13 protein-coding genes are annotated in these 19,547 nt (G+C 74.5%); 11 read left to right on the top strand and 2 right to left on the bottom strand.

Annotation, left to right across the window (positions count from 1 at the left end; all coding sequences use genetic code 11):
• Positions 1-134 precede the first annotated feature (134 nt).
• From ACFQ8E_RS02150 to ACFQ8E_RS02135, 4 genes are all read left to right on the top strand, one after another.
• A complete protein-coding gene (locus ACFQ8E_RS02150; RefSeq protein WP_430548913.1) occupies positions 135-929 on the top strand; it encodes an ABC transporter ATP-binding protein in 795 nt (264 codons plus the stop codon).
• Entirely contained in the window at positions 926-3,562 is a 2,637-nt protein-coding gene (locus tag ACFQ8E_RS02145) for an ABC transporter permease (protein WP_430548912.1), read from the top strand. Before ACFQ8E_RS02150 ends, ACFQ8E_RS02145 begins: the two co-directional genes overlap by 4 nt.
• 57 nt (positions 3,563-3,619) lie before the next feature.
• Positions 3,620-8,233 carry an FtsK/SpoIIIE domain-containing protein gene (locus tag ACFQ8E_RS02140; RefSeq protein ID WP_430548911.1) on the top strand — a complete coding sequence of 1,538 codons (4,614 nt, stop codon included), beginning with the start codon at positions 3,620-3,622 and terminating at the stop codon, positions 8,231-8,233.
• 264 nt (positions 8,234-8,497) lie between these two features.
• Positions 8,498-8,746 carry a WhiB family transcriptional regulator gene (locus tag ACFQ8E_RS02135; protein WP_166849954.1) on the top strand — a complete coding sequence of 83 codons (249 nt, stop codon included), beginning with the start codon at positions 8,498-8,500 and terminating at the stop codon, positions 8,744-8,746.
• Between the two features lie 109 nt (positions 8,747-8,855).
• Here ACFQ8E_RS02135 and ACFQ8E_RS02130 read toward each other — a convergent pair whose 3' ends face one another.
• Entirely contained in the window at positions 8,856-10,334 is a 1,479-nt protein-coding gene (locus tag ACFQ8E_RS02130) for a sensor histidine kinase (RefSeq protein WP_430549037.1), read from the bottom strand.
• A gap of 63 nt (positions 10,335-10,397) precedes the next feature.
• Here ACFQ8E_RS02130 and ACFQ8E_RS02125 point away from each other — a divergent pair, with 63 nt between their 5' ends.
• From ACFQ8E_RS02125 to ACFQ8E_RS02095, 7 genes are all read left to right on the top strand, one after another.
• A complete protein-coding gene (locus ACFQ8E_RS02125; protein WP_430548910.1) occupies positions 10,398-10,919 on the top strand; it encodes a DUF2505 domain-containing protein in 522 nt (173 codons plus the stop codon).
• 208 nt (positions 10,920-11,127) lie between these two features.
• Positions 11,128-12,453, top strand: a complete 1,326-nt coding sequence (locus tag ACFQ8E_RS02120) for an ABC transporter substrate-binding protein (protein ID WP_430548909.1) — start codon at positions 11,128-11,130, stop codon at positions 12,451-12,453.
• A 110-nt stretch (positions 12,454-12,563) separates the two neighbouring features.
• Positions 12,564-13,709: a carbohydrate ABC transporter permease gene (locus tag ACFQ8E_RS02115; protein WP_430548908.1), complete on the top strand. Its 1,146-nt coding sequence runs from the start codon at positions 12,564-12,566 to the stop codon at positions 13,707-13,709.
• Positions 13,706-14,629: a carbohydrate ABC transporter permease gene (locus ACFQ8E_RS02110; protein WP_430548907.1), complete on the top strand. Its 924-nt coding sequence runs from the start codon at positions 13,706-13,708 to the stop codon at positions 14,627-14,629. Before ACFQ8E_RS02115 ends, ACFQ8E_RS02110 begins: the two co-directional genes overlap by 4 nt.
• A gap of 90 nt (positions 14,630-14,719) precedes the next feature.
• Positions 14,720-16,276 (top strand): glycoside hydrolase family 1 protein, encoded by a 1,557-nt coding sequence (locus ACFQ8E_RS02105; protein WP_430548906.1) that lies wholly within the window; start codon positions 14,720-14,722, stop codon positions 16,274-16,276.
• Between the two features lie 15 nt (positions 16,277-16,291).
• Positions 16,292-17,296 carry a LacI family DNA-binding transcriptional regulator gene (locus ACFQ8E_RS02100; protein ID WP_430549036.1) on the top strand — a complete coding sequence of 335 codons (1,005 nt, stop codon included), beginning with the start codon at positions 16,292-16,294 and terminating at the stop codon, positions 17,294-17,296.
• Between the two features lie 20 nt (positions 17,297-17,316).
• On the top strand, positions 17,317-17,778 hold the full coding sequence (locus ACFQ8E_RS02095) for a YdeI/OmpD-associated family protein (protein ID WP_430548905.1): 462 nt from the start codon (positions 17,317-17,319) through the stop codon (positions 17,776-17,778).
• A gap of 81 nt (positions 17,779-17,859) precedes the next feature.
• Here ACFQ8E_RS02095 and ACFQ8E_RS02090 read toward each other — a convergent pair whose 3' ends face one another.
• A complete protein-coding gene (locus ACFQ8E_RS02090) occupies positions 17,860-19,479 on the bottom strand; it encodes an APC family permease (protein ID WP_430548904.1) in 1,620 nt (539 codons plus the stop codon).
• Between the last annotated feature and the right edge of the window lie 68 nt (positions 19,480-19,547).

Genomic DNA, 19,547 nt, shown 5'->3' with positions numbered 1-19,547 from the left:
TGACCTGGGAGCACGCGAGGACCCACCCTCGGGCCGATGTCGGCGACCCGGGCTCTCCGTAGCGTCGGTGGTGTCCTGGTCCGAGTGCTCCACGGAGCTCCCGGACCACCACCCCGAGACACCGGAGAGCTTCCGTGGACACGACCGTGTACGTCCCGATCCCCGACGAGGGCACCGCAGCCCGACCGACCGTCACCCCGGCCGTGCGGGCGCGCGCCCTGACCAAGACGTACGGCCGAGGCGAGGCGCAGGTGCGCGCGCTGGACGGCGTCGACGTCGACTTCACGGCCGGCCGCTTCACCGCGATCATGGGCCCGTCGGGCTCCGGCAAGTCGACCCTCATGCACCTGCTCGCCGGCCTGGACTCGGCCACGAGCGGGCAGTCGTTCATCGGCTCCACCGAGGTGACCGGGCTGAACGACAAGGCCCTCACCGCGCTGCGGCGCACCCGCGTGGGCTTCGTGTTCCAGCAGTTCAACCTGCTGCCGATGTTCACGGCGGAGCAGAACATCACCCTGCCGGTCGAGCTGGCCGGCGGCACCGTCGACAAGCAGTGGCTCGGCACCCTCGTCGACACCCTCGGCCTCGGCAAGCGGCTCACGCACCGCCCCAGCGAGCTGTCCGGCGGCCAGCAGCAGCGCGTCGCCATCGCACGCGCCCTCATCGCCCAGCCCGACGTCGTGTTCGCGGACGAGCCGACCGGCAACCTCGACTCCCGCTCCGGCGCGGAGGTGCTGAGCTTCCTGCGCCGCTCGGTCCGCGAGCTCGGCCGCACGATCATCATGGTCACGCACGACCCGGCGGCCGCCGCGTACGCGGACCGCGTCGTCCTCATCGCCGACGGCAAGATCGCGGGCGACATCACCGACCCGACGCCGGAGTCCGCCCTGGCCGGCCTCGACGCGCTGCGGACGGTGGCCTCGCGATGATCCGCCTCACCCTGTCGCAGATGCGGCGCAGCGCCGGTCGGCTCGCCGCCGCCGGCCTGGCGATCGTCATCGGCACCGCGTTCGTCGCGATCACCCTTGTGGCGGGCAACGTCATCACCCGCACCACCTACGACTCGATCGCCGCCCAGTTCACGGGCGCCGACCTCGTGGTCCGCGGCGTCCCCGCGGACGACGCCGCCCTCGACGCGGTGCGCGGCGCCGACGGCGTGGCGACGGCCGACCCGCAGCTCATGACGTACCAGCAGCTCGAGTCCGGCGGCCGCACCATCTACCAGGGCGTGCTGGCCGAGCCCACGGACACGGGCGTGCTGCCGCTCGAGGTCGCCGACGGCGCGCTGCCCGGGGCCTCCGGCGAGATCGCGCTGCCGGTCGACGTGGCCGAGCGCCTCGACGCGTCCCCGGGCGACACCGTCACCCTCGTGCGCAACGTCCTCGAGGGCGACCAGAGCTCGGAGGAGGACGCCTGGACCGAGGTCCGCGAGCAGCTCACCGTGTCGGGCACGCTCACCGACCCGTTCGGCGCGTACTCGATGCAGGGCGGCGCCGCCGTCGCCCCCGCGTCGGACGTCGCCGGCTGGGAGGCCGACCTCTACGCCCCGGGCGAGGAGGTCCTCGAGCCCACGACCGTGCTCGTCACCCTCGACGACCCCGCCGACGTCGAGCAGGCCCGCACGGCCATCACCGGCGCGCTCACCAACGCGGCCGCGGCGTCGGGCGCCGACACCGCGGACCTCAAGGTCGTGACGCCCAAGGAGCACGCCGAGGCGGTCGCCAGCGAGATGACCGGCGGCGAGAACGTCATGTTCACGCTGTTCGTGCTGGTCTTCGCGGCCGTCGCGCTGCTCGTCGCCGCGCTCGTCATCGCGAACACGTTCCAGGTGCTGGTCGCCCAGCGCACCCGCACGCTCGCCCTGCTGCGCTGCGTCGGCGCGGACAAGGGCCAGCTGCGCCGGTCCGTGCTGTTCGAGGCGGCGGTGCTGGGTCTGCTGTCCTCCGCGGTCGGCCTGGTGGCCGGCGTCGGGCTGGCGCAGGCCGCGCTCACGATCGGCCGCGGCATGGACCTGGGCGTCCCGCTGCCGGCGACGGTCACGATCACCCCCGCCGTCGTCCTCATCCCGCTGGCGGTGGGCACCCTCGTGACGCTGGTCGCGGCGCTCTCCCCCGCCCGGGCCGCGACCCGCGTGGCCCCGCTCGAGGCGCTCCGCCCCGCCGACGCGCCGTCGGCGGCCCGCGGCGCCGGCCGCGTGCGCCTGGTGCTGTCGATCCTCGTCTCCGTGATCGGCTTCGCCCTGCTGGGCGGCGGCGTCGCGCTGAGCACGGTCGGCCAGGAGCCCACCACCGGACTCCTGGTCGCCCTCGCGGGTGGTGTCCTGTCCTTCGTCGGCGTCCTCGTGGGCGCGGTGTTCTGGCTGCCCCGTGTGGTGGCGCTCGCCGGTCGCCTGGTCGGGGCGTCGGGCCCGACGGCGCGGCTCGCGGCCGCGAACACGCTGCGCAACCCGCGCCGCACCGCGGCGACGTCCACCGCCCTGCTCATCGGCGTCACCCTCGTCGGGATGATGTCGACGGGCGCCGCGAGCGCCCGCGTGACGATGGACTCCGAGCTCGACTCTCGCTACCCGGTCGACGTCACCGTCTCGACCGACCTGTCCAGCGACCCGACGAGCGTCGCCGCCGGCGACGCCGCCGTGACCCCCGTCCCGTCGGCGCTCGCCGGCACCGTGGGCGACGTCACCGGCGTCTCCCGTGTCGTCGAGACCCCGGCCACGGCCGCCACGGTCACCGGCGACGGCGTGGACGAGGGCCTCGCCCTCACGGTCCGGGGCGTGACGCCGGACGACGCGGCGTCGGTGATGCGCAGCACGGAGACGGTCGCGCCGCTCGCGAAGGGCACGGTCGTCGTGCCCGAGGACGTCGCCGACGTCTGGGGGGTCGACGACGGCCAGACCCTCACGCTCACCGGCCCGGACGGGTCGCTCGACGTGAGGGCCGCGGTCACCGACCTCGCCGACGGCAGCCTGGTCGTGGTGCCGGACGACCTGTCCGCCCTCGACCCCGACGCCCCGGTGACCAGCCTGTGGGTGGGTCTCGACGACCCGTCCGACGCGGCCTCCGTGGTGCCGTCGATCCAGGACGCCGTGGCCGACACCGAGGCGCCCGCCGACGTCATGGGCGCGGCGGTCGAGCGCGCCGGCTTCCAGCAGGTGATCGACACCGCGCTGGGGATCGTCGTGGGCCTGCTCGCGGCGGCGGTCGTGATCGCGCTGATCGGCGTGGCGAACACGCTGTCGCTGTCGGTCATCGAGCGACGCCGGGAGTCCGCCACGCTGCGGGCGATCGGCCTGTCGAAGGGCCAGCTGCGCGGCATGCTCGCCGTCGAGGGCCTGCTCATCGCGCTGGTGGGCGCCGTGCTGGGCGTGCTGCTCGGCCTGGTCTACGGCTGGGCCGGCGCCGCGGCGGCGCTCGGCTGGGCGGGCACGCCCGTCATCGTGGTCCCGTGGCGCGACGTGCTGGTGATGCTCGTCGTGGCCGCCGTGGCGGGGCTGGTGGCGTCCGTCGCCCCCGCCCGCACGGCGGTGAAGACCTCGCCGGTGGAGGCGCTGGCGAGCGAGTAGCGGGAGTTGTCCACAGGCCGTCCGCGACGGCCGTCCCGGGCGGGCACCCTGGAGGTCATGTCGACCTCCGCGGTGCCCGCCCTCGTCGTCCCCGCGCCCGGCCTCCGCCGGGGGCGGGCGGGCGACGTCCGCGTCACCGTGCGCCCGGGAGAGGACGTGCTCCTGCCCGCGGGGCTGCCGTTCGGCGCGTGCCGGGCCGGGCTCGCCGACCTGCTGCGCCGGCCCGAGCTGCGGCACGTCCCGGTGCACGCCGGCGGCGTCCTCGTGTCCGACGACGACGTCGTCGGGCACCGCCCGCTCCTGCCCGGGGCCGTCGTCGCCCTGCGCGACGACACCGCCCGCCCGGCGGCCGCGATCCTCGACGGGCCGTGGCTCGCCGCCCGCGCCGACGGCCCCGCCGCCGGGGCGACCGTCGCCCTCTCACCGGGCACGTCGACGGCACTGCCCGACGACGCGGGCCCGCCTCCCGAGCACGGCGTCGTGGTGCGCGCGGACCCTCGGCGGCCGGACCGTGTCACCGTGCGGCGCACCGGTCGGGGCAGCACGGTGTCCCCGGGCGCGAGGAGCGGTACGCCACCGTCCGGCGACGGGCGTGCCCGCGGGCCGCGCCCGACCGCGCGGCTCGTCCGCGGGACGGGCCCGGCGCGACGGCGTCCGCGGGCGGTGGGGCGTCGGCCGCGCCGCTGGCGCCCCGGCGGCGTGCTCGAGGTGACCGGACCGCACGGGACGCGCTCGTGGACGCTGCACCGCTCGGGCACCGTGGCGGCCTGGCTCGACGCCACCCCCGGCCGTGCCGAGGCCGCCGAGGGCGCGTCGCCGTCCGGGCCCGGCGCCGGGATGCTCGCCACCGCGGCGCTGCCCGTCGTGGGCTCACTGGTCCTCGCCGCGGTGCTGCGGCAGCCGGCCTACGCGCTGTTCTCCCTGCTCGGAGTCGCGACCCTCGTGCCCCAGCTCCTCGCCGCGCGGCGGCGGCGCCGCGGCGGGGCCGGCGCGTCGTCCGCCCCGGGCGGCCCGGCCGCCGTCCACGTGCCCGGTGGAGCGCCGGAGCCCGGTGCGGCGCCGCCCCGCGTCGTGGGCGAGGCCCCCGGCCCCCTGATCGCCCGGCTGGTCGCGGCCCACCAGGCGTCCGACGGCGCGTGGGACGACGCGTGCGCGCGGGCCGCGTCCCGGGCCCGCGCCGGTGGCCCCCTCGCGGGGACGACGCCCCGGGGCGCCGGCGCCGGGACCTCCGGTCGTGGACGCCGGGCGGGAGGGGCGGCGGCCGGTGCGCTCGCCCGGCTGGTCCCCGACGGCTCGGTCGCCGTGGTGGGGCCGCGCGCGGAGGTGCTCGCGGCCGCGCGGTCGGTGGTCGCCGAGCTCGCCGCGGCGGGCGCGTCGGTGGAGGTCGTCGGGGCGCTCGACGCCTGGTCGTGGTGCCGCTGGCTGCCGACCGTCGGCCCGCCCCTGCTCGTCGTCGACGTGCCCGACGTGTCCGACCTCGCCGCGGTCACCGGGCGACCCGACGACGTGCTCGCGCGAGGCGGCGCCGTGCTGCTGTGCCTGCCCGACGGGGCGCCCGTGCCGTCGTGGTGCCGCACGACGTGGCGGGTGCGCGCGGGCAGGGTCCGGAGGGCCGCGCCCGACGGCTCGGCCACGGCCGGCCCGCTCGTCGGCGTCGACGCGGCCTGGGCGGAGCAGGCCGCGCGGCTCGTCGCCGGCCTGGCGGGACTGCGACGGTCGTTGGTCGCGCTGGACTCGGCGGACGGTCACGACGAGGCGGGCGGGCCCGGCGACGACGGCGACCCGACCGACCCGCGGCTCCCGGCCGCCGTCCCGCTGGTCGACCTGTTCGAGGGCCGGCCCGACCCCGGACCCGCCTGGGACACCGCCGCCGGCTGGGCCGTGCCGCTCGGGCGTGACGCCCGCGGCCGCCCCGTGACCTTCGACCTGGTGGCGGACGGCCCCCACCTGCTGGTCGCCGGCACGACGGGAGCGGGCAAGTCCGAGCTGCTGCAGTCGCTCGTGCTGGGGCTCGCGGCGCGGCGGTCCCCGCGCGACGTCGCGCTCGCGCTCGTCGACTTCAAGGGCGGCGCGTCGTTCGGCGCGTGCGGGCGGCTGCCGCACGTCGTCGGCCAGGTCACGGACCTCGACCCCGGGCTCGCGGGACGCGCCCTGGCCGGTCTGCGGGCGGAGCTGCGCCGGCGTGAGCACGTCCTCGCCCGGCACGGGGTCGCGGACCTCGCCGCCCTGCCCCCGGGGCTGCCCGACACCCCGCCGCGGCTGGTCGTGGTGGTGGACGAGTTCCGCGCCCTCGCCGACGACCTGCCGGACTTCCTGCCCGGCCTGCTGCGCGTGGCGGCGCAGGGACGCTCCCTGGGCGTGCACCTCGTGCTCGCGACGCAACGGCCCGCGGGCGCCGTGAGCGCCGACGTGCGGGCCAACGTCTCGGCGCGGCTCGCGCTGCGGGTCGTGGACGCCGCGGACTCGCTCGACGTGGTCGAGACGCCCGCGGCCGCCCGGATCCTGCCGGGCACGCCGGGGCGCGCCGTCCTGCGCCGCGGGGCCGAACCCCCGGTGGCGCTCCAGTGCGCCCACGCCGCGGGGCACCCCACGACGCCCGAGGGCCGGGTGCGTCACGCCCCGGCCTGGGGGACGCCGCCCGCGGCCGCACCGTCGGGGCCGGACCCGCACGAGCGCCTCGCGGAGGCCGGCGCGCGGTCGTGCCGCGTCGGCACGCTCGTCGACGCCTGCGTGGACGCCGCCGCCGCGCGCGGACTCCGCCCGGGCGCCCCGCCGTGGCTGCCCCCGCTGCCCGGCCGCGTCCGGGCGCGGGACCTCCCCGAGGTCGACGACGACTCCGCCGGCCTCCGCCTCGCGCTCGGCGACGACCCCGACCGCCAGCGCCGTACCGTCGTGCGCTGGGACCCGGGCACGGGGCACCTGGGCGTCGTGGGACGGGCGCGCTCGGGCAGGACGACGACGCTCCTGACGCTGGCGGGGGCGGCGCTGGACGAGGGGTGGCACGTGCACGTGCTGGCACCGGCCGCCGCGCTCCCCCGGTACGCCGCCCTCACGGGACACCCGGGCCTCGGCACCCTCGCCGGCCCCGCGTCGCCCCGGCGCGCGGCACGGCTGCTGCGCCTGCTGGCGGCGGACGCGGTGCCCGCACGGCCGCGGACGCTCGTCGTGGTCGACGGCGTCGAGGAGCTGCGCACCGCGCTCGCCGGGCCGGACCCGTGGGACCCGCTGGTGCGCGCGCTGGCCGCCGTCGGCGTCGCGTTCGCGCTCGCGTCCGACGGCGCGACCCTCGGCGGGCTCGCCGCGCGGGTCGGGCCGCGGCTGGTGCTGCTCGGCAGCGAGGCGCACGCCGACGTGCTCCTCGGCGCGCCGTCGGGGCTGGCCGGACGCGGCGGGCTCGCGGGTCGCGCCGCGTGGCTCGCGCGCGAGCCGGTCCTGTGCCAGGTCCTGCTGCCGGGCGAACCGTCCGTCCCGGACGCCGGTCCCGGCGGCCGCACGGAACGCGCGACCCCTGCGCCGCTGCGGGTCCGGCCGTTGCCCACGACGGTCGAGGAGGCCGATCTGGCCCCGGCGCCCGGGCGCGGGCCCCGCCACCGCGCCGCCGACCCGCCCGACGGCGGCGCGCTCCTCGTCCCGGTCGGGATCGGGGGCGACGCGGCAGCCCCGGTCGCGCTCGACGTCGCGCAGGGAGCCCTCGTCACCGGACCGCGCGCCAGCGGCCGCACGACCGTCCTGCGCCTCGTCGTCCGGCGGCTGGCGGCGGCGGGACGGCTGGCCGGCGTGGTCTCGCGGGACGCCGCACTGCGCCGCGACGCCGGCGACGCGCCGGCCGTGGCGCCGTCGCCGGCGTCCTTGCCCGGACTCCTCGACGGGCTTCAGGACGGGCTGACGGGCCGCGCGACCGGCGAAGGGCTCGTCGACCACGCCGCCGTCACGCACCGGGGTCACGACGTGCTCGTGGTGGACGACCTCGACGTCCTCGCCCAGCAGCACCCGCTCGAGGCGGAACGGATCGCCGCGCTGACCGACGGCACCGGCCTCGCGCTCGTGGCGGCGGCGAGCTCGACGGGGACGGCGCTGGCGCACCGGGGCGCCCTCGCCGAGCTCCGCGCGCGGCGCACCGGGGTGGTGCTGCACCCGGGCGAGCGCGGGGCGGACGACCTGTGGGGCGTCCCGCTCGCGGACGCCGTCGACCCCGGACCGGCTCGCGCGGGGCGCGGCGCACTCGTGGAGGCGGGGCGGGTACGGGTCGTGCAGGTGGCCAGGCCGGCGGACGCGGACCCGACCCCGGCGGTCTCAGCCGGACGTCGACTCGACGACCCGGCGCGACATCACCGCGACGAGCACCGTGCCGGCGACGAGCAGCAGGCCGAGGCCGGCGAGCACCGCCCAGAGCACGCCCGCGGTGAGCAGGCTGACGCCGACGAGGCCCTGCATGATCTGCCACACCACGATGGGCGCCCGGCCGCCGTGACGCCCCGCCCACAGGGCTCGGCTGGACCCGACGAGCAGCCATGCGAGCCCGAGGAAGAAGAGCACGAGGAACACGCTCACGGCTACGCTGTGAGAGGCGCCGCGGACGAGCTCGACCCCGACCAGCAGGGCCCCGCCCACGAGGAGGACGGCCTCGATCACGACTCCCGCGGCGACGACCTTCAGGCCCGGCGGGCGTGAGCCCTCCGGGACACCGTCGGCGTCGGACGAGGGGGTGACAGAAGCGCGCATGACACGTCAGAATACGTGCGACCTGCGGTTTCACGACAGTGTGATGAAGCACTCACGCTTCACGCAGGAGAAACTTTCACGTAACCCCTTGTGCGGCGCTTCACGAGGTGTGACGCTGGACGGCAGATCAACCCCCACCCACCGGACCCGGTTTGGCGCGCCCTCGCGCGCGCCCCTCTGACGGACCAGGTCCCCCTGCACCGAGGAGATGACATGGACTGGCGCCACAAGGCCGCCTGCCTCGACGAGGACCCTGAGCTCTTCTTCCCCATCGGCAACACCGGCCCCGCCCTCCTGCAGATCGAGGAGGCCAAGGCCGTGTGCCGTCGCTGCGACGTCGTCGACACGTGCCTGAAGTGGGCCATCGAGTCCGGCCAGGACGCCGGCGTCTGGGGCGGCATGAGCGAGGACGAGCGCCGCGCGCTCAAGCGCCGTACCGCCCGCGCCCGCCGCGCCGGCTGAGCACCTCCGCGAGACGGAGAAGGCTCCCCGCGAGAGGGGGCGGACCGCAGGCCTGCGGTCCGCCCCCTTTCTCGTGCGGGGAGCCTTCTGCGTCTCGCGCGGAGCTTCTCTATCGCGGCGCCTGGCCGTCGCGCAGCTCCAGCTCCAGCACCACCTGGGTGCCGCCGCCCTCGCGCGCCTCCCAGTCGATGGTGCCGCCCAGCTCGTTCGTCACGAGCGTCTGCACGATCTGCGACCCCAGGCCGCTGCGCGACGCTCGGCCGAGGCTCGCGATGCCCTCCGGCATCCCCACGCCGTCGTCGGCGACGACCACGCGCATCGACGCGCCGTCGCGCTGCACGTCGATCTCGACGTTGCCCGACTCCCGGCCGGGGAAGCCGTGCTCGACGGCGTTGGTGACGAGCTCGGTGAGCACGAGCGCGAGCGGGGTCGCGTCCTGGGCGGGCACCATCCCGAACGACCCGGACTGGCGGGTGCGCACCTGCGTGCGCGTCGAGGCGACGTCGGCGGCGAGCCGCAGCGCGCGGCTCAGCATGCCGTCGAGCTCCACGTTCTCGTCGAGGGTCTGCGACAGGGACTCGTGCACCATCGAGATGGTCGCGACCCGGCGCATCGCCTCCTCCAGCGCGGCCCGTGCCTCGGGCACGTCCATCCGGCGGGCCTGCAGCCGCAGCAGCGCGGCCACGGTGGCGAGGTTGTTCTTCACGCGGTGATGGATCTCGCGGATGGTCGCGTCCTTGGTCATCAGCTCGCGCTCACGACGGCGCAGCTCGGACACGTCGCGGCACAGCAGGACCGCGCCGATGCGCTGGCCGTGGTCCGTGAGCGGCAGGGCGCGCAGGGACAGCGCCACGCCCTTGGCCTCGATGTCGGTGCGCCACGGCGCGCGGCCCATGACGACCAGCGGCAGCGACTCGTCCACCGTGTCCTGGTACTGCACGATGTCGGCGGTCACCTCGACCAGCGACTGCCCGACGAGCGGCCCGATGACCCCGAGCCGGTGGAAGCAGGACAGCGCGTTCGGGCTGGCGTAGAGCACCTCGCCCTCGGAGTTGAGGCGGATCAGCCCGTCGCCGACGCGCGGTGCGCCGCGGCGGGGCCCGGTGGCGGCGTTGGTCGCGGGGTACTCGCCGCGCGCGATCATCGCGAGGATGTCGTCGGCCGACTCCACGTAGTTGAGCTCGAGCCGGCTGGGCGTGCGCCCGGACCCCAGGTTGGTCTGCCGCGCGACGACCGCGATCGGCCGCCCGTCGTGCACCACCGGCACCGCCTCCTCGCGGACGGCGTAGGCGCCGAACCAGCGCGGCTCGCGGGAGCGCTGCGCGCGCACCTCCGTCATGGCGGCCGCGAGCTGCGGACGCTGCCCGTCGGGCGCGAACGACCCGACGATGTCGTCGTAGTGCACGGTCGCCCCGGTGGACGGGCGGCACTGGGCGAGCGCGACGAAGCCGCCGTCGGACGTGGGGAGCCACAGCACCAGGTCGGCGAAGGCGAGGTCGGACACGAGCTGCCAGTCGCCCACGAGGAGGTGCAGCCACTCGGCGTCTTCCTCGGAGAGGTCGGCGTTCTGGGCGATGAGGTCACTCATGGCGGACACGCCCACCAGCCTACGGGCGCTCTCCCCCCGCCCCCGCCTCGGTAGGGTGACCTCGTGCACCTGACCGTGGAGCTGACCTACGCGGCGGACGCGGACGCCGTCGTCGCGATGCTCGCCGACGAGGCGTTCATCCGCTGGCGGGCGCTGCGCGGCCCCGGCGGCCGCGTCGAGCAGGCGGACGTGACCGGCAGCCCGGCCGACGGCTTCACCATCGCGGTGCGGCGCACCCTGCCCACGGACCTCATCCCCGCGCAGGTGCGACCGTTCGTCGGCGACCACCTCGAGGTGCGCCAGGCGGAGGTGTGGGAGGCCCCCTCCGGCGGTCTGCGCACCGGGACCATCGCCGTCGAGATCGCCGGGGCACCCGTACGGGTGACCGGGACGGTGCGCCTCGAGTCGACGGCGGACGGCGGCACGCGCCAGGTGTACGACGGCGAGGTCCGCGCGACGGTTCCCCTGTTCGGCGCCGCGGTGGCCGAGGCCGCCGCCCGGGCGGTCCGCTCGACCCTCGAGGCCGAGGGCGCGGCCGGTCAGGAGTGGCTCGCGGCGTCGACCGGACCGGGTGAAGACGGGTAACGATCCGGACACGCGCTCGGCGCGCAGGCCACTGACCTGCACAGACGCCGCGCGCTCCGTCACAGAACGGCATCGACGCCCTCAGCGGGCTTGACTTTCGTCACCACCGACGGCCAGCATCATCACCTGGCCGTGGGAGCGCTACCACCATGGAGGTGGGAGCGCTACCAAACCTCCGTCTTTGCCCGACCCAGACAAGGGAGTCACCGTGCTCAGCAGCACCCGACCCACCCGCCGAACCCGTCGCGTCGTCGCGGCGACCGCCGGCGTCGCGACCCTCGCCCTCGCCCTGACCGCCTGCGGCGGCTCGGACGACGGCGACGACGCGGCCTCCGGTGACGAGAAGATCACCCTGACCGTCGCCACCTTCAACCAGTTCGGGTACACCGACGAGCTCCTCGCCTCGTACACCGAGGACCACCCGAACGTCACGGTCAAGCAGGTCACCGCCGCGACGTCCGAGGACGCGCGCAACAACCTCACGACCAAGCTCGCCGCCGGCGGCGAGGGCCTCGCCGACATCGAGGGCATCGAGGTCGACTGGCTGCCCGAGCTGATGCAGTTCCCCGACCTGTTCGAGGACCTGGGCGACCCGGCCCTCGACGGCCGGTGGGTGGACTGGAAGGTCCAGCAGGCCACGACGCCCGACGGCAAGCTCATCGGCTACGGCACGGACATCGGCCCCGAGGCCATCTGCTACCGCGCCGACCTCTTCGAGAAGGCCGGCCTGCCGACCGACCGCGAGGAGGTCGCCGACCTTCTCGGTGGCGCGGACGCCACGTGGGAGGACTACTTCGAGGCCGGCAAGAAGTTCGTCGCCAAGTCGGACTCGGCCTGGTTCGACGGCGCGGTGCCGACGTACCAGGGCATGGTGAACCAGCTCGAGGGCGCCTACGAGGACCCGGCGACGGGTGACCCCAAGGACCTCAAGACCAACCAGGAGATCAAGGACCTGTACGACCAGGTCCTGACCGCGTCCGTGGACGACGACCTGTCCGCCGGCCTCGAGCAGTGGGGCGACGACTGGGTCGCCGGCTTCCAGAACAACGCCTGGGCCACCATGCTCTGCCCGCCGTGGATGACCGCGTCGATCGAGCAGAACGCCGGCGGCGTCGAGGGCTGGGACGTCGCGGACGTCTTCCCGGGCGGCGGCGGCAACTGGGGCGGCTCGTTCCTCACCGTCCCCTCCTCCGGCGACAACGCCGCGGCGGCCAAGGAGCTCGCTGCCTGGCTGACCTCGCCCGAGGTCCAGACCCAGGCGTACGAGAACGCCAACACGTTCCCGTCGCAGCTCGACGCCCAGGCGTCCGACGCCGTGCAGGACTCGACGAACGACTTCTTCAACGACGCTCCGGTCGGCCCGATCTTCTCGGCCCGCGCCCAGGCGATCGAGGGTGCCCCGTTCAAGGGCAAGAACTACTTCGCGATCCACACGGCCGTGCAGAACGCGCTCAACCGCGTGGACCTCAACGGTGACGACGCGGAGAAGAGCTGGCAGGGCGCCCTCGACGAGTACGCCTCGCTCGGGCTCTGACCCCCTGACCAGTCCCTGACCCCCGCCGCACCGCCGGGCGGGCCCGCCGAGACACGCTCTCGGCGGGCCCGCCCGGCGGCCGGCGGACCGGCGAGCACAGGAAGCAGCAGATGGCCGTCCTCTCCCCCACCCAGCCCACGCACCGACGGGGTGCGACCGGGCCACGTCCTCCCCGACGCGTCGGTTTCACCCAGCGCCTCGGCCGCTGGGACGTGAAGGTCTCCCCGTACCTGTACATCTCGCCGTTCTTCCTGCTGTTCGCGCTCACCGGCCTGTTCCCGCTCGGGTACACGCTGTTCGTGTCGCTGTACGACTGGAACCTGCTCGGCGGCCAGGGCGAGTTCACGGGGCTGGAGAACTACGCCGCCGTCCTGGCGCAGCCCCTGTTCTGGAAGTCCCTGGTCAACACGTTCTCGATCTTCGTCTTCTCGAGCATCCCGCAGGTGATCCTCGCGATCACGATCGCGGCCCTGCTCGACCAGAACCTGCGCGCCGCCACCTTCTGGCGCATGGGCGTGCTGATCCCCTACGTCGTCGCGCCGGTCGCGGTCTCCATGATCTTCGGACGGCTGTTCGCCGACGACTACGGCCTCATCAACGAGCTGCTCGGGTTCGTCGGCGTCGACCCGATCGGCTGGCACACCGACCGCGTCGCCAGCCACGTCGCCATCGCCAGCATGGTGAACTTCCGCTGGACCGGCTACAACGCGCTCATCTTCCTCGCCGCCATGCAGGCCGTGCCCCGCGAGCTCTACGAGGCGGCCGTCATCGACGGCGCGGGCCGCGCGCGGCAGTTCTTCTCCATCACCGTGCCGCAGATCCGCGCCACGATCATCTTCGTCGTCATCACGTCGACCATCGGTGGCCTGCAGATCTTCGACGAGGTCCGCATGTTCGACCCGAAGGGCCTCGGCGGACCGGACCAGGACTGGATGACCACCGTCGTCTACCTGTACGACGTCGCGTGGGGCAACCAGAAGAACCTCGGCCGCGCGTCGGCGGTCGCGCTGCTGCTCTTCCTGCTGATCATCGTCATCGGCATGGTCAACTTCCTCATCACGCAGCGGATCGCGACCTCCGGCCCGAAGAAGGAGAAGGTGGGCCGCCGGCACACCCGTCGCCTCGCGGCGGACGCCCGGGTCGCGCAGGCGACCGGTGCGACCGCCCCCGCGAGCGGGGGCGCGAACCAGGGGCCCCCGCGACCGCCCACCTTCCCCCCGACCACCTCGACCACCGACCGGGAGGACCGCCGATGAGCTCCGTCGCCGTCACCGCCCAGACCGCCGGCCGGGGCGCCGCCCGCGCGGCCACCAAGCGCCGGAACCGCGGCTCGCGGGCCACCCGCAGCGCACAGCGCCGTCCCGGCTGGGTCACCTACGCCCTGCTCGGGGTCACGCTGCTGATCTCGATCTTCCCGCTGTACTTCACGCTGCTGCTCGGGTCGTCCGACCCGGTCACGATCGCGAAGAACGCGGTGCCGCAGTGGCTGCCCGACTCGAGCCTGTTCCAGCAGTTCGCCACCGTGATCGAGTCCACCCGGATCAACTTCTGGAAGGCCCTCACCAACTCGGTGATCGTCTCCGTGCTCACCTCGCTGTCGGTGGTGCTGTTCTCCACGCTCGCCGGCTACTCGTTCGCCAAGCTGCGCTTCCGCGGTCGTGGCCCCCTGCTGGTCTTCGTCATCGCCACGATGGCCGTGCCCACCCAGCTCGGCGTCATCCCGATGTACATCCTCATGACGGACCTGGGCTGGATCGGCAAGCTGCAGGCCGTCATCGTGCCCGCCCTCGTCACCGCGTTCGGCGTCTTCTGGATGACGCAGTACCTGTCCGAGGCGCTGCCGTACGAGCTCATCGAGGCGGCCCGCGTTGACGGCGCGTCCATGATCCGCACGTTCTGGTCCGTGGCCCTGCCGGCCGCGCGACCCGCCGCCGCGATGCTCGGCCTGTTCACGTTCGTCCAGCAGTGGACCAACTTCTTCTGGCCGTCCATCGTGCTGAACAGCGAGAACCCGACCCTCCCGTTGGTGGTGCAGTCGCTGCAGGCCAACTTCTTCGTCGACTACTCGCTCGTGATGGCCGGCATCTTCCTCGTGACGCTGCCGCTGCTGGTGATCTTCGCCTTCGTCGGCAAGCAGCTGGTCGCGGGCATCATGGCCGGCGCCGTCAAGGGCTGACCCGCCGGCGCCCCCGCCTGACGTCACGCCCACGCAGCCGCACCGTCGTGCGGCTGCGTGGGCCCACCACCGATGGAAAGATCCGAATTCATGACCCTCCCCACCCCCGGCGCGCGCCGGGCGGCCCCCGGCACGACCGTGCCGTTCACGCCCAGCGCCCCCCTCACGAGCTCCCCGCACGCGACCGGGGCGGTCACGTTCCCCGACGGCTTCCTCTGGGGCACCGCCACGGCCGCCTTCCAGATCGAGGGCGCGTCCACGGAGGGCGGCCGCGAGGACTCGGTCTGGGACGCGTTCTGCCGCATCCCCGGCGCCGTGGTGAACGGCGACGACGGGTCCGTGGCCGACGACCACTACCACCGCTACCGCGAGGACGTGGCGCTCATGCGGCGCCTGAACCTCGACGCGTACCGGTTCTCGACGTCGTGGGCCCGGGTGGTCCCGGACGGCAAGACGGTCAACCAGGAGGGCCTGGACTTCTACTCGCGCCTCGTCGACGAGCTGCTCGCCGCCGACGTGCTGCCCTGGCTGACGCTGTACCACTGGGACCTGCCGCAGGCGCTGGAGGAGCTGGGCGGCTGGCCGAACCGGGACACCGCGGCCCGCTTCGTCGACTACGCCGTGACGATGCACGAGGCCCTGGGCGACCGGGTGAAGGTCTGGACGACGCTCAACGAGCCGTGGTGCTCCGCGTTCCTCGGCTACACCGCGGGCGCGCACGCCCCCGGTCGCAAGTCCCCGGCGGACGGCCTCGCCGCGGCCCACCACCTCATGCTCGCCCACGGCGGTGCCGTCCGGGCGCTGCGCGAGCGCGACCCGGAGGCCGTGCTCGGCCTCACGCTCAACTTCACCGTCTCCGACCCCGTCGACCCGACGGACCCGGCGGACGTCGACGTCGCGCGCCGCGACGACGGCATGTTCAACCGCTTCTTCCTCGACCCGATCCTGCGCGGCGCCTACCCGCAGGACCTGCTCGACGACGTCGCGCACCTCGGGTTCGCCGACGTCGTGCGCGAGGGCGACCTCGACGTGATCTCCACGCCGATCGACGTGCTCGGCGTGAACTACTACAACGGCGGCGCCGTCTCCGCCCGACCCCAGGGTGCCGCGGGCGAGACGCCCGCGGGCACGGCCGACCCCGGCGGCGAGCGCGTCGACGCCGCGGTGTGGGAGACCCGCTCCCCCAACCCGGTGCCCGACGGCATCTACCACCACAGCCGCGGCCTGCCGCTCACCGACATGGGCTGGGAGGTGCAGCCGGAGGGCCTCACCCGTCTGCTGACGCGGCTGCAGCGCGACTACACCGGCCCCCGTGGCACCTCGATGTACGTCACCGAGAACGGCGCCGCGTACCCCGACGTCGTGCAGGCCGACGGCCGCGTCGACGACCCGGACCGCCTCGCGTTCGTCGACGTGCACCTGCGCGCCGTCCGTGACGCGATCGACGCCGGCGTCGACGTGCGCGGCTACTTCGCGTGGTCGCTGCTGGACAACTTCGAGTGGGCCCTCGGCTACTCCAAGCGCTTCGGCCTGGTGCACGTCGACTACGAGACGCAGGAGCGCACCGTGAAGTCCTCCGGACACTGGTACGGCGAGGTCGCCCGCACGGGCGTCGTGCCGGCACGCGACGGCGCGGACGCAGAGTAGTCTCCGGACGTGGTCATCGAGCATGCCAGCCCGACGCTGGACGACGTCGCCAGGGCCGCGGGGGTCTCGCGGTCCACGGCCTCGCGCGCCATCAACGGCGGTGACCGGGTGTCGCCCGAGGCGCAGACCGCCGTCGACGACGCCGTCGCCCGGCTCGGGTACGCCCCGAACCGGGCGGCCCGCTCGCTGGTCACCCGTCGCACCGACTCGATCGCCCTCGTGGTGCCCGAGCCCGACGCCCGCATCCTCACGGACCCGTTCCTCGCGGGCGTGCTGCGCGGCGTCAGCGAGGGGCTGACCGGCACGGAGCTGCAGCTCGTGCTGCTGCTCGCCCGGCCGGGCGAGCCGCCGGGCCACATCGCGCGCTACCTGCGGTCGGGGCACGTGGACGGCGTCATCGTGGCGTCGCACCACCGGGAGGACCAGCTCGAGTCCGAGCTGATGCGCTCGCACCTGCCGTCGGTGTTCGTGGGGCGGCCGTTCGACACCGAGTCCCTGCACTTCGTCGACGTGGACAACGCCTCAGGCGGGCGCACCGCCACGCAGCGCCTCGTGGACCGAGGCTGCACCCGGGTCGCCACCATCACCGGCCCGCTCGACATGACCGCGGCCGTCGACCGTCACGACGCCTGGCAGCACACGCTCGAGGACGCCGGGCTGCCTGCCACCGCCGTCGAGAACGGCGACTTCACCGTGGCGGGCGGCGCGGCCGCGATGGAGCGGATCCTGGCGCGGCACCCCGACGTCGACGGCGTGTTCGCCGCGTCGGACCTCATGGCCACGGGCGCGCTCCAGGTGCTGCGCGAGTCCGGCCGGCGGGTGCCCGACGACGTCGCCCTGGTGGGGTTCGACGCCCTCGGCGCCGAGCGGACGACGCCGCGACTGACGACCGTGCTGCAGCCCGTCGTCGAGATGGTCACGGCCGCGACCGCGACCCTGCTCGACGTCCTCGGCGGGGCCGACGTGCCCGCCGAGCCCCAGATCTTCGTGCCGCGCCTCGTCGAGGGCGAGTCGGCCTGACCGTCGCTACGGTCGTGCCCATGAGCGACGCGCCCGCGGTCCAGACCTTCACCACCACCCTGCTCGCGACCGGCGGCAACAACGTCGGGCTGCCCGTGCCGGACACCGTCGTCGCGGCGTTCGGGCGCGGCCGGCGGGTCCCGGTCGTCGTGACGGTCGACGGCGGCTACACCTACCGCACCACCGTGTCGTCGATGGGCGGGCGCTTCCTGGTCTCGTTCAACGCCGAGACCCGCGCGGCCACCGGCCGCGGCGCCGGCGACGAGGTCGAGGTGCGGCTCGAGGTCGACGACGCGCCCCGCACGGTCGAGGTGCCGCCCGCCCTGGCGTCCGCGCTCGCCGCCGACCCCGCGGCCACCGCCGCCTGGGGCAAGCTGTCGCCGAGCAGGCAGAAGGCGCACGCCCTCAGCGTGGACGGCGCCAGGACTGACGAGACCCGGGACCGCCGTGTCGCGAAGGTGCTGGAGTCGCTCGCCGGCTGAGAGGCCTCCCGCCCCGGCGCGTACGACGGCGGCCCGCCAGAGTGCTCTGACGGGCCGCCGTGGTGTGCCGGGCGCGAACGGTCAGTCGCGCCGCGGGGTGTCGTCGTCCACACCGATGGCCGTCTGCAGGGCCTCGCGGTAGTCGGCGGCGAGCTGCGACGGGTTCTTGCCCAGCTGCGAGTTGCGGTAGCCGTACAGGAAGTAGATCGCGAAGCCGAGCGCGAGCCACACCAGGAACCGCAGCCACGTCTCGACGTCCAGCTGCAGCATGAGCCACAGGCACAGCACGCCCGAGACGATCGGCAGCACCGGCGACCACGGCACCTTGAAGTGGTCGGCCTTGACCTCCCCGCCGCCGGCCTTGAGCTGGCGACGACGGAGGATCGGGATGCCGAAGCTCACCAGCACGAAGGCCGACAGGGTGCCGATGTTCACCATGTTGCCGAGCACGTCGACGGAGAAGAAGCAGGTGACGACGACCAGGAGCACGGCGGTGCCGACCTGGATCGTCACGGGGGTGCCGCGCTTCTCCGACGTCTTCGACATGCCGCGGGGCAGCAGGCCGTCACGGCTCATCGCGAAGACGATGCGGGTGAGGCCGAGCATGAGCACCATGACCACGGTGGTGAGGCCGACGAGGATGCCCACCGTGATGACCTGGGTGGCCCAGGTGGGGGCGTTCTCCTGCAGCTGGAACGCGGTGATGATCGTCGCGGACGCGCCGCCGTCGGGGGTGGCGTCGCGCAGCTGCTGCGGGGTGGCCATGCCGGAGAGCGCGATCGACACGGCGATGTAGAGGCCGGTGCAGATGGCGAGGCCGCCGAGGATGCCGCGGGGGACGTTCCGCCGCGGGTTCTTGGTCTCCTCCGCCGCGGTGGCGACGACGTCGAAACCGATGAACGCGAAGAACACGGTGCCGGCACCCGCGAGGATGCCCATCACGCCGCCCACGGAGAGCTCGGCGCCGGCCATCCAGGAGAAGAGGGTCTGCGTCATCGTGGTGTTGTGCGTCGTGGACTCGCCGAACGACTCCGGGCTCGGCACGAACGGGCTGAGGTTGGACGCGCTGAAGAACGCGAAGCCGACCACGATGATGAGCAGCACGATCGCGACCTTGATGGCCGTGAGGACGCCGGTGACACGCGTCGAGAGCTTGGTGCCGACGGCGAGCAGCGTCGCGAGCACGACGATGAGGATCGCGGTGCCCCAGTCGAAGGAGACGCCGCCGAGGCTCACGGTGTTGTGGATGCCGGAGGCGACCCCCTCGGAGTCGACGCCGCCGAGGCCGAAGACGTTGAGGAAGTTGTCGAAGTAGAGGCCCCACGCCTTCGCCACGACGGACGCGGCGAAGAACATCTCCAGGATGAGGTCCCAGCCGATGATCCACGCGAGCAGCTCGCCCATCGACGCGTACGAGAACGTGTACGCGGAGCCCGCCACCGGCATGTACGACGCGAACTCGGCGTAGCACAACGCCGCCAGGGCGCACACGACGCCGGCGATGACGAACGAGATCACGACCGACGGGCCGGTCTGCGTGGCCGACACCTGCGCGGCCTTCGAGAAGATTCCGGCGCCGATCACCACCGAGATGCCGAGGACCATGAGGTCCCAGGCGCCGAGGGTCCGCTTGAGCTGGCGCTGGGGCTCGTCGGACGCCGCGATCGTGGCTTCGATCGAGCGCCTCCGCATGAGCTGCATCGTTGAGGCTCCTTACTGGAGTGGTCTGTACCACCGGGTCTCGGCGGCCGGGAGACCTTACACCGCCC

The sequence above is a fragment of the Isoptericola sp. NPDC056573 genome (genome assembly GCF_042793335.1).
Classification (GTDB): domain Bacteria; phylum Actinomycetota; class Actinomycetes; order Actinomycetales; family Cellulomonadaceae; genus Isoptericola.
Note: the sequence above shows the minus strand (reverse complement) of the source record. Positions and strands in the feature narration are given on the sequence as shown.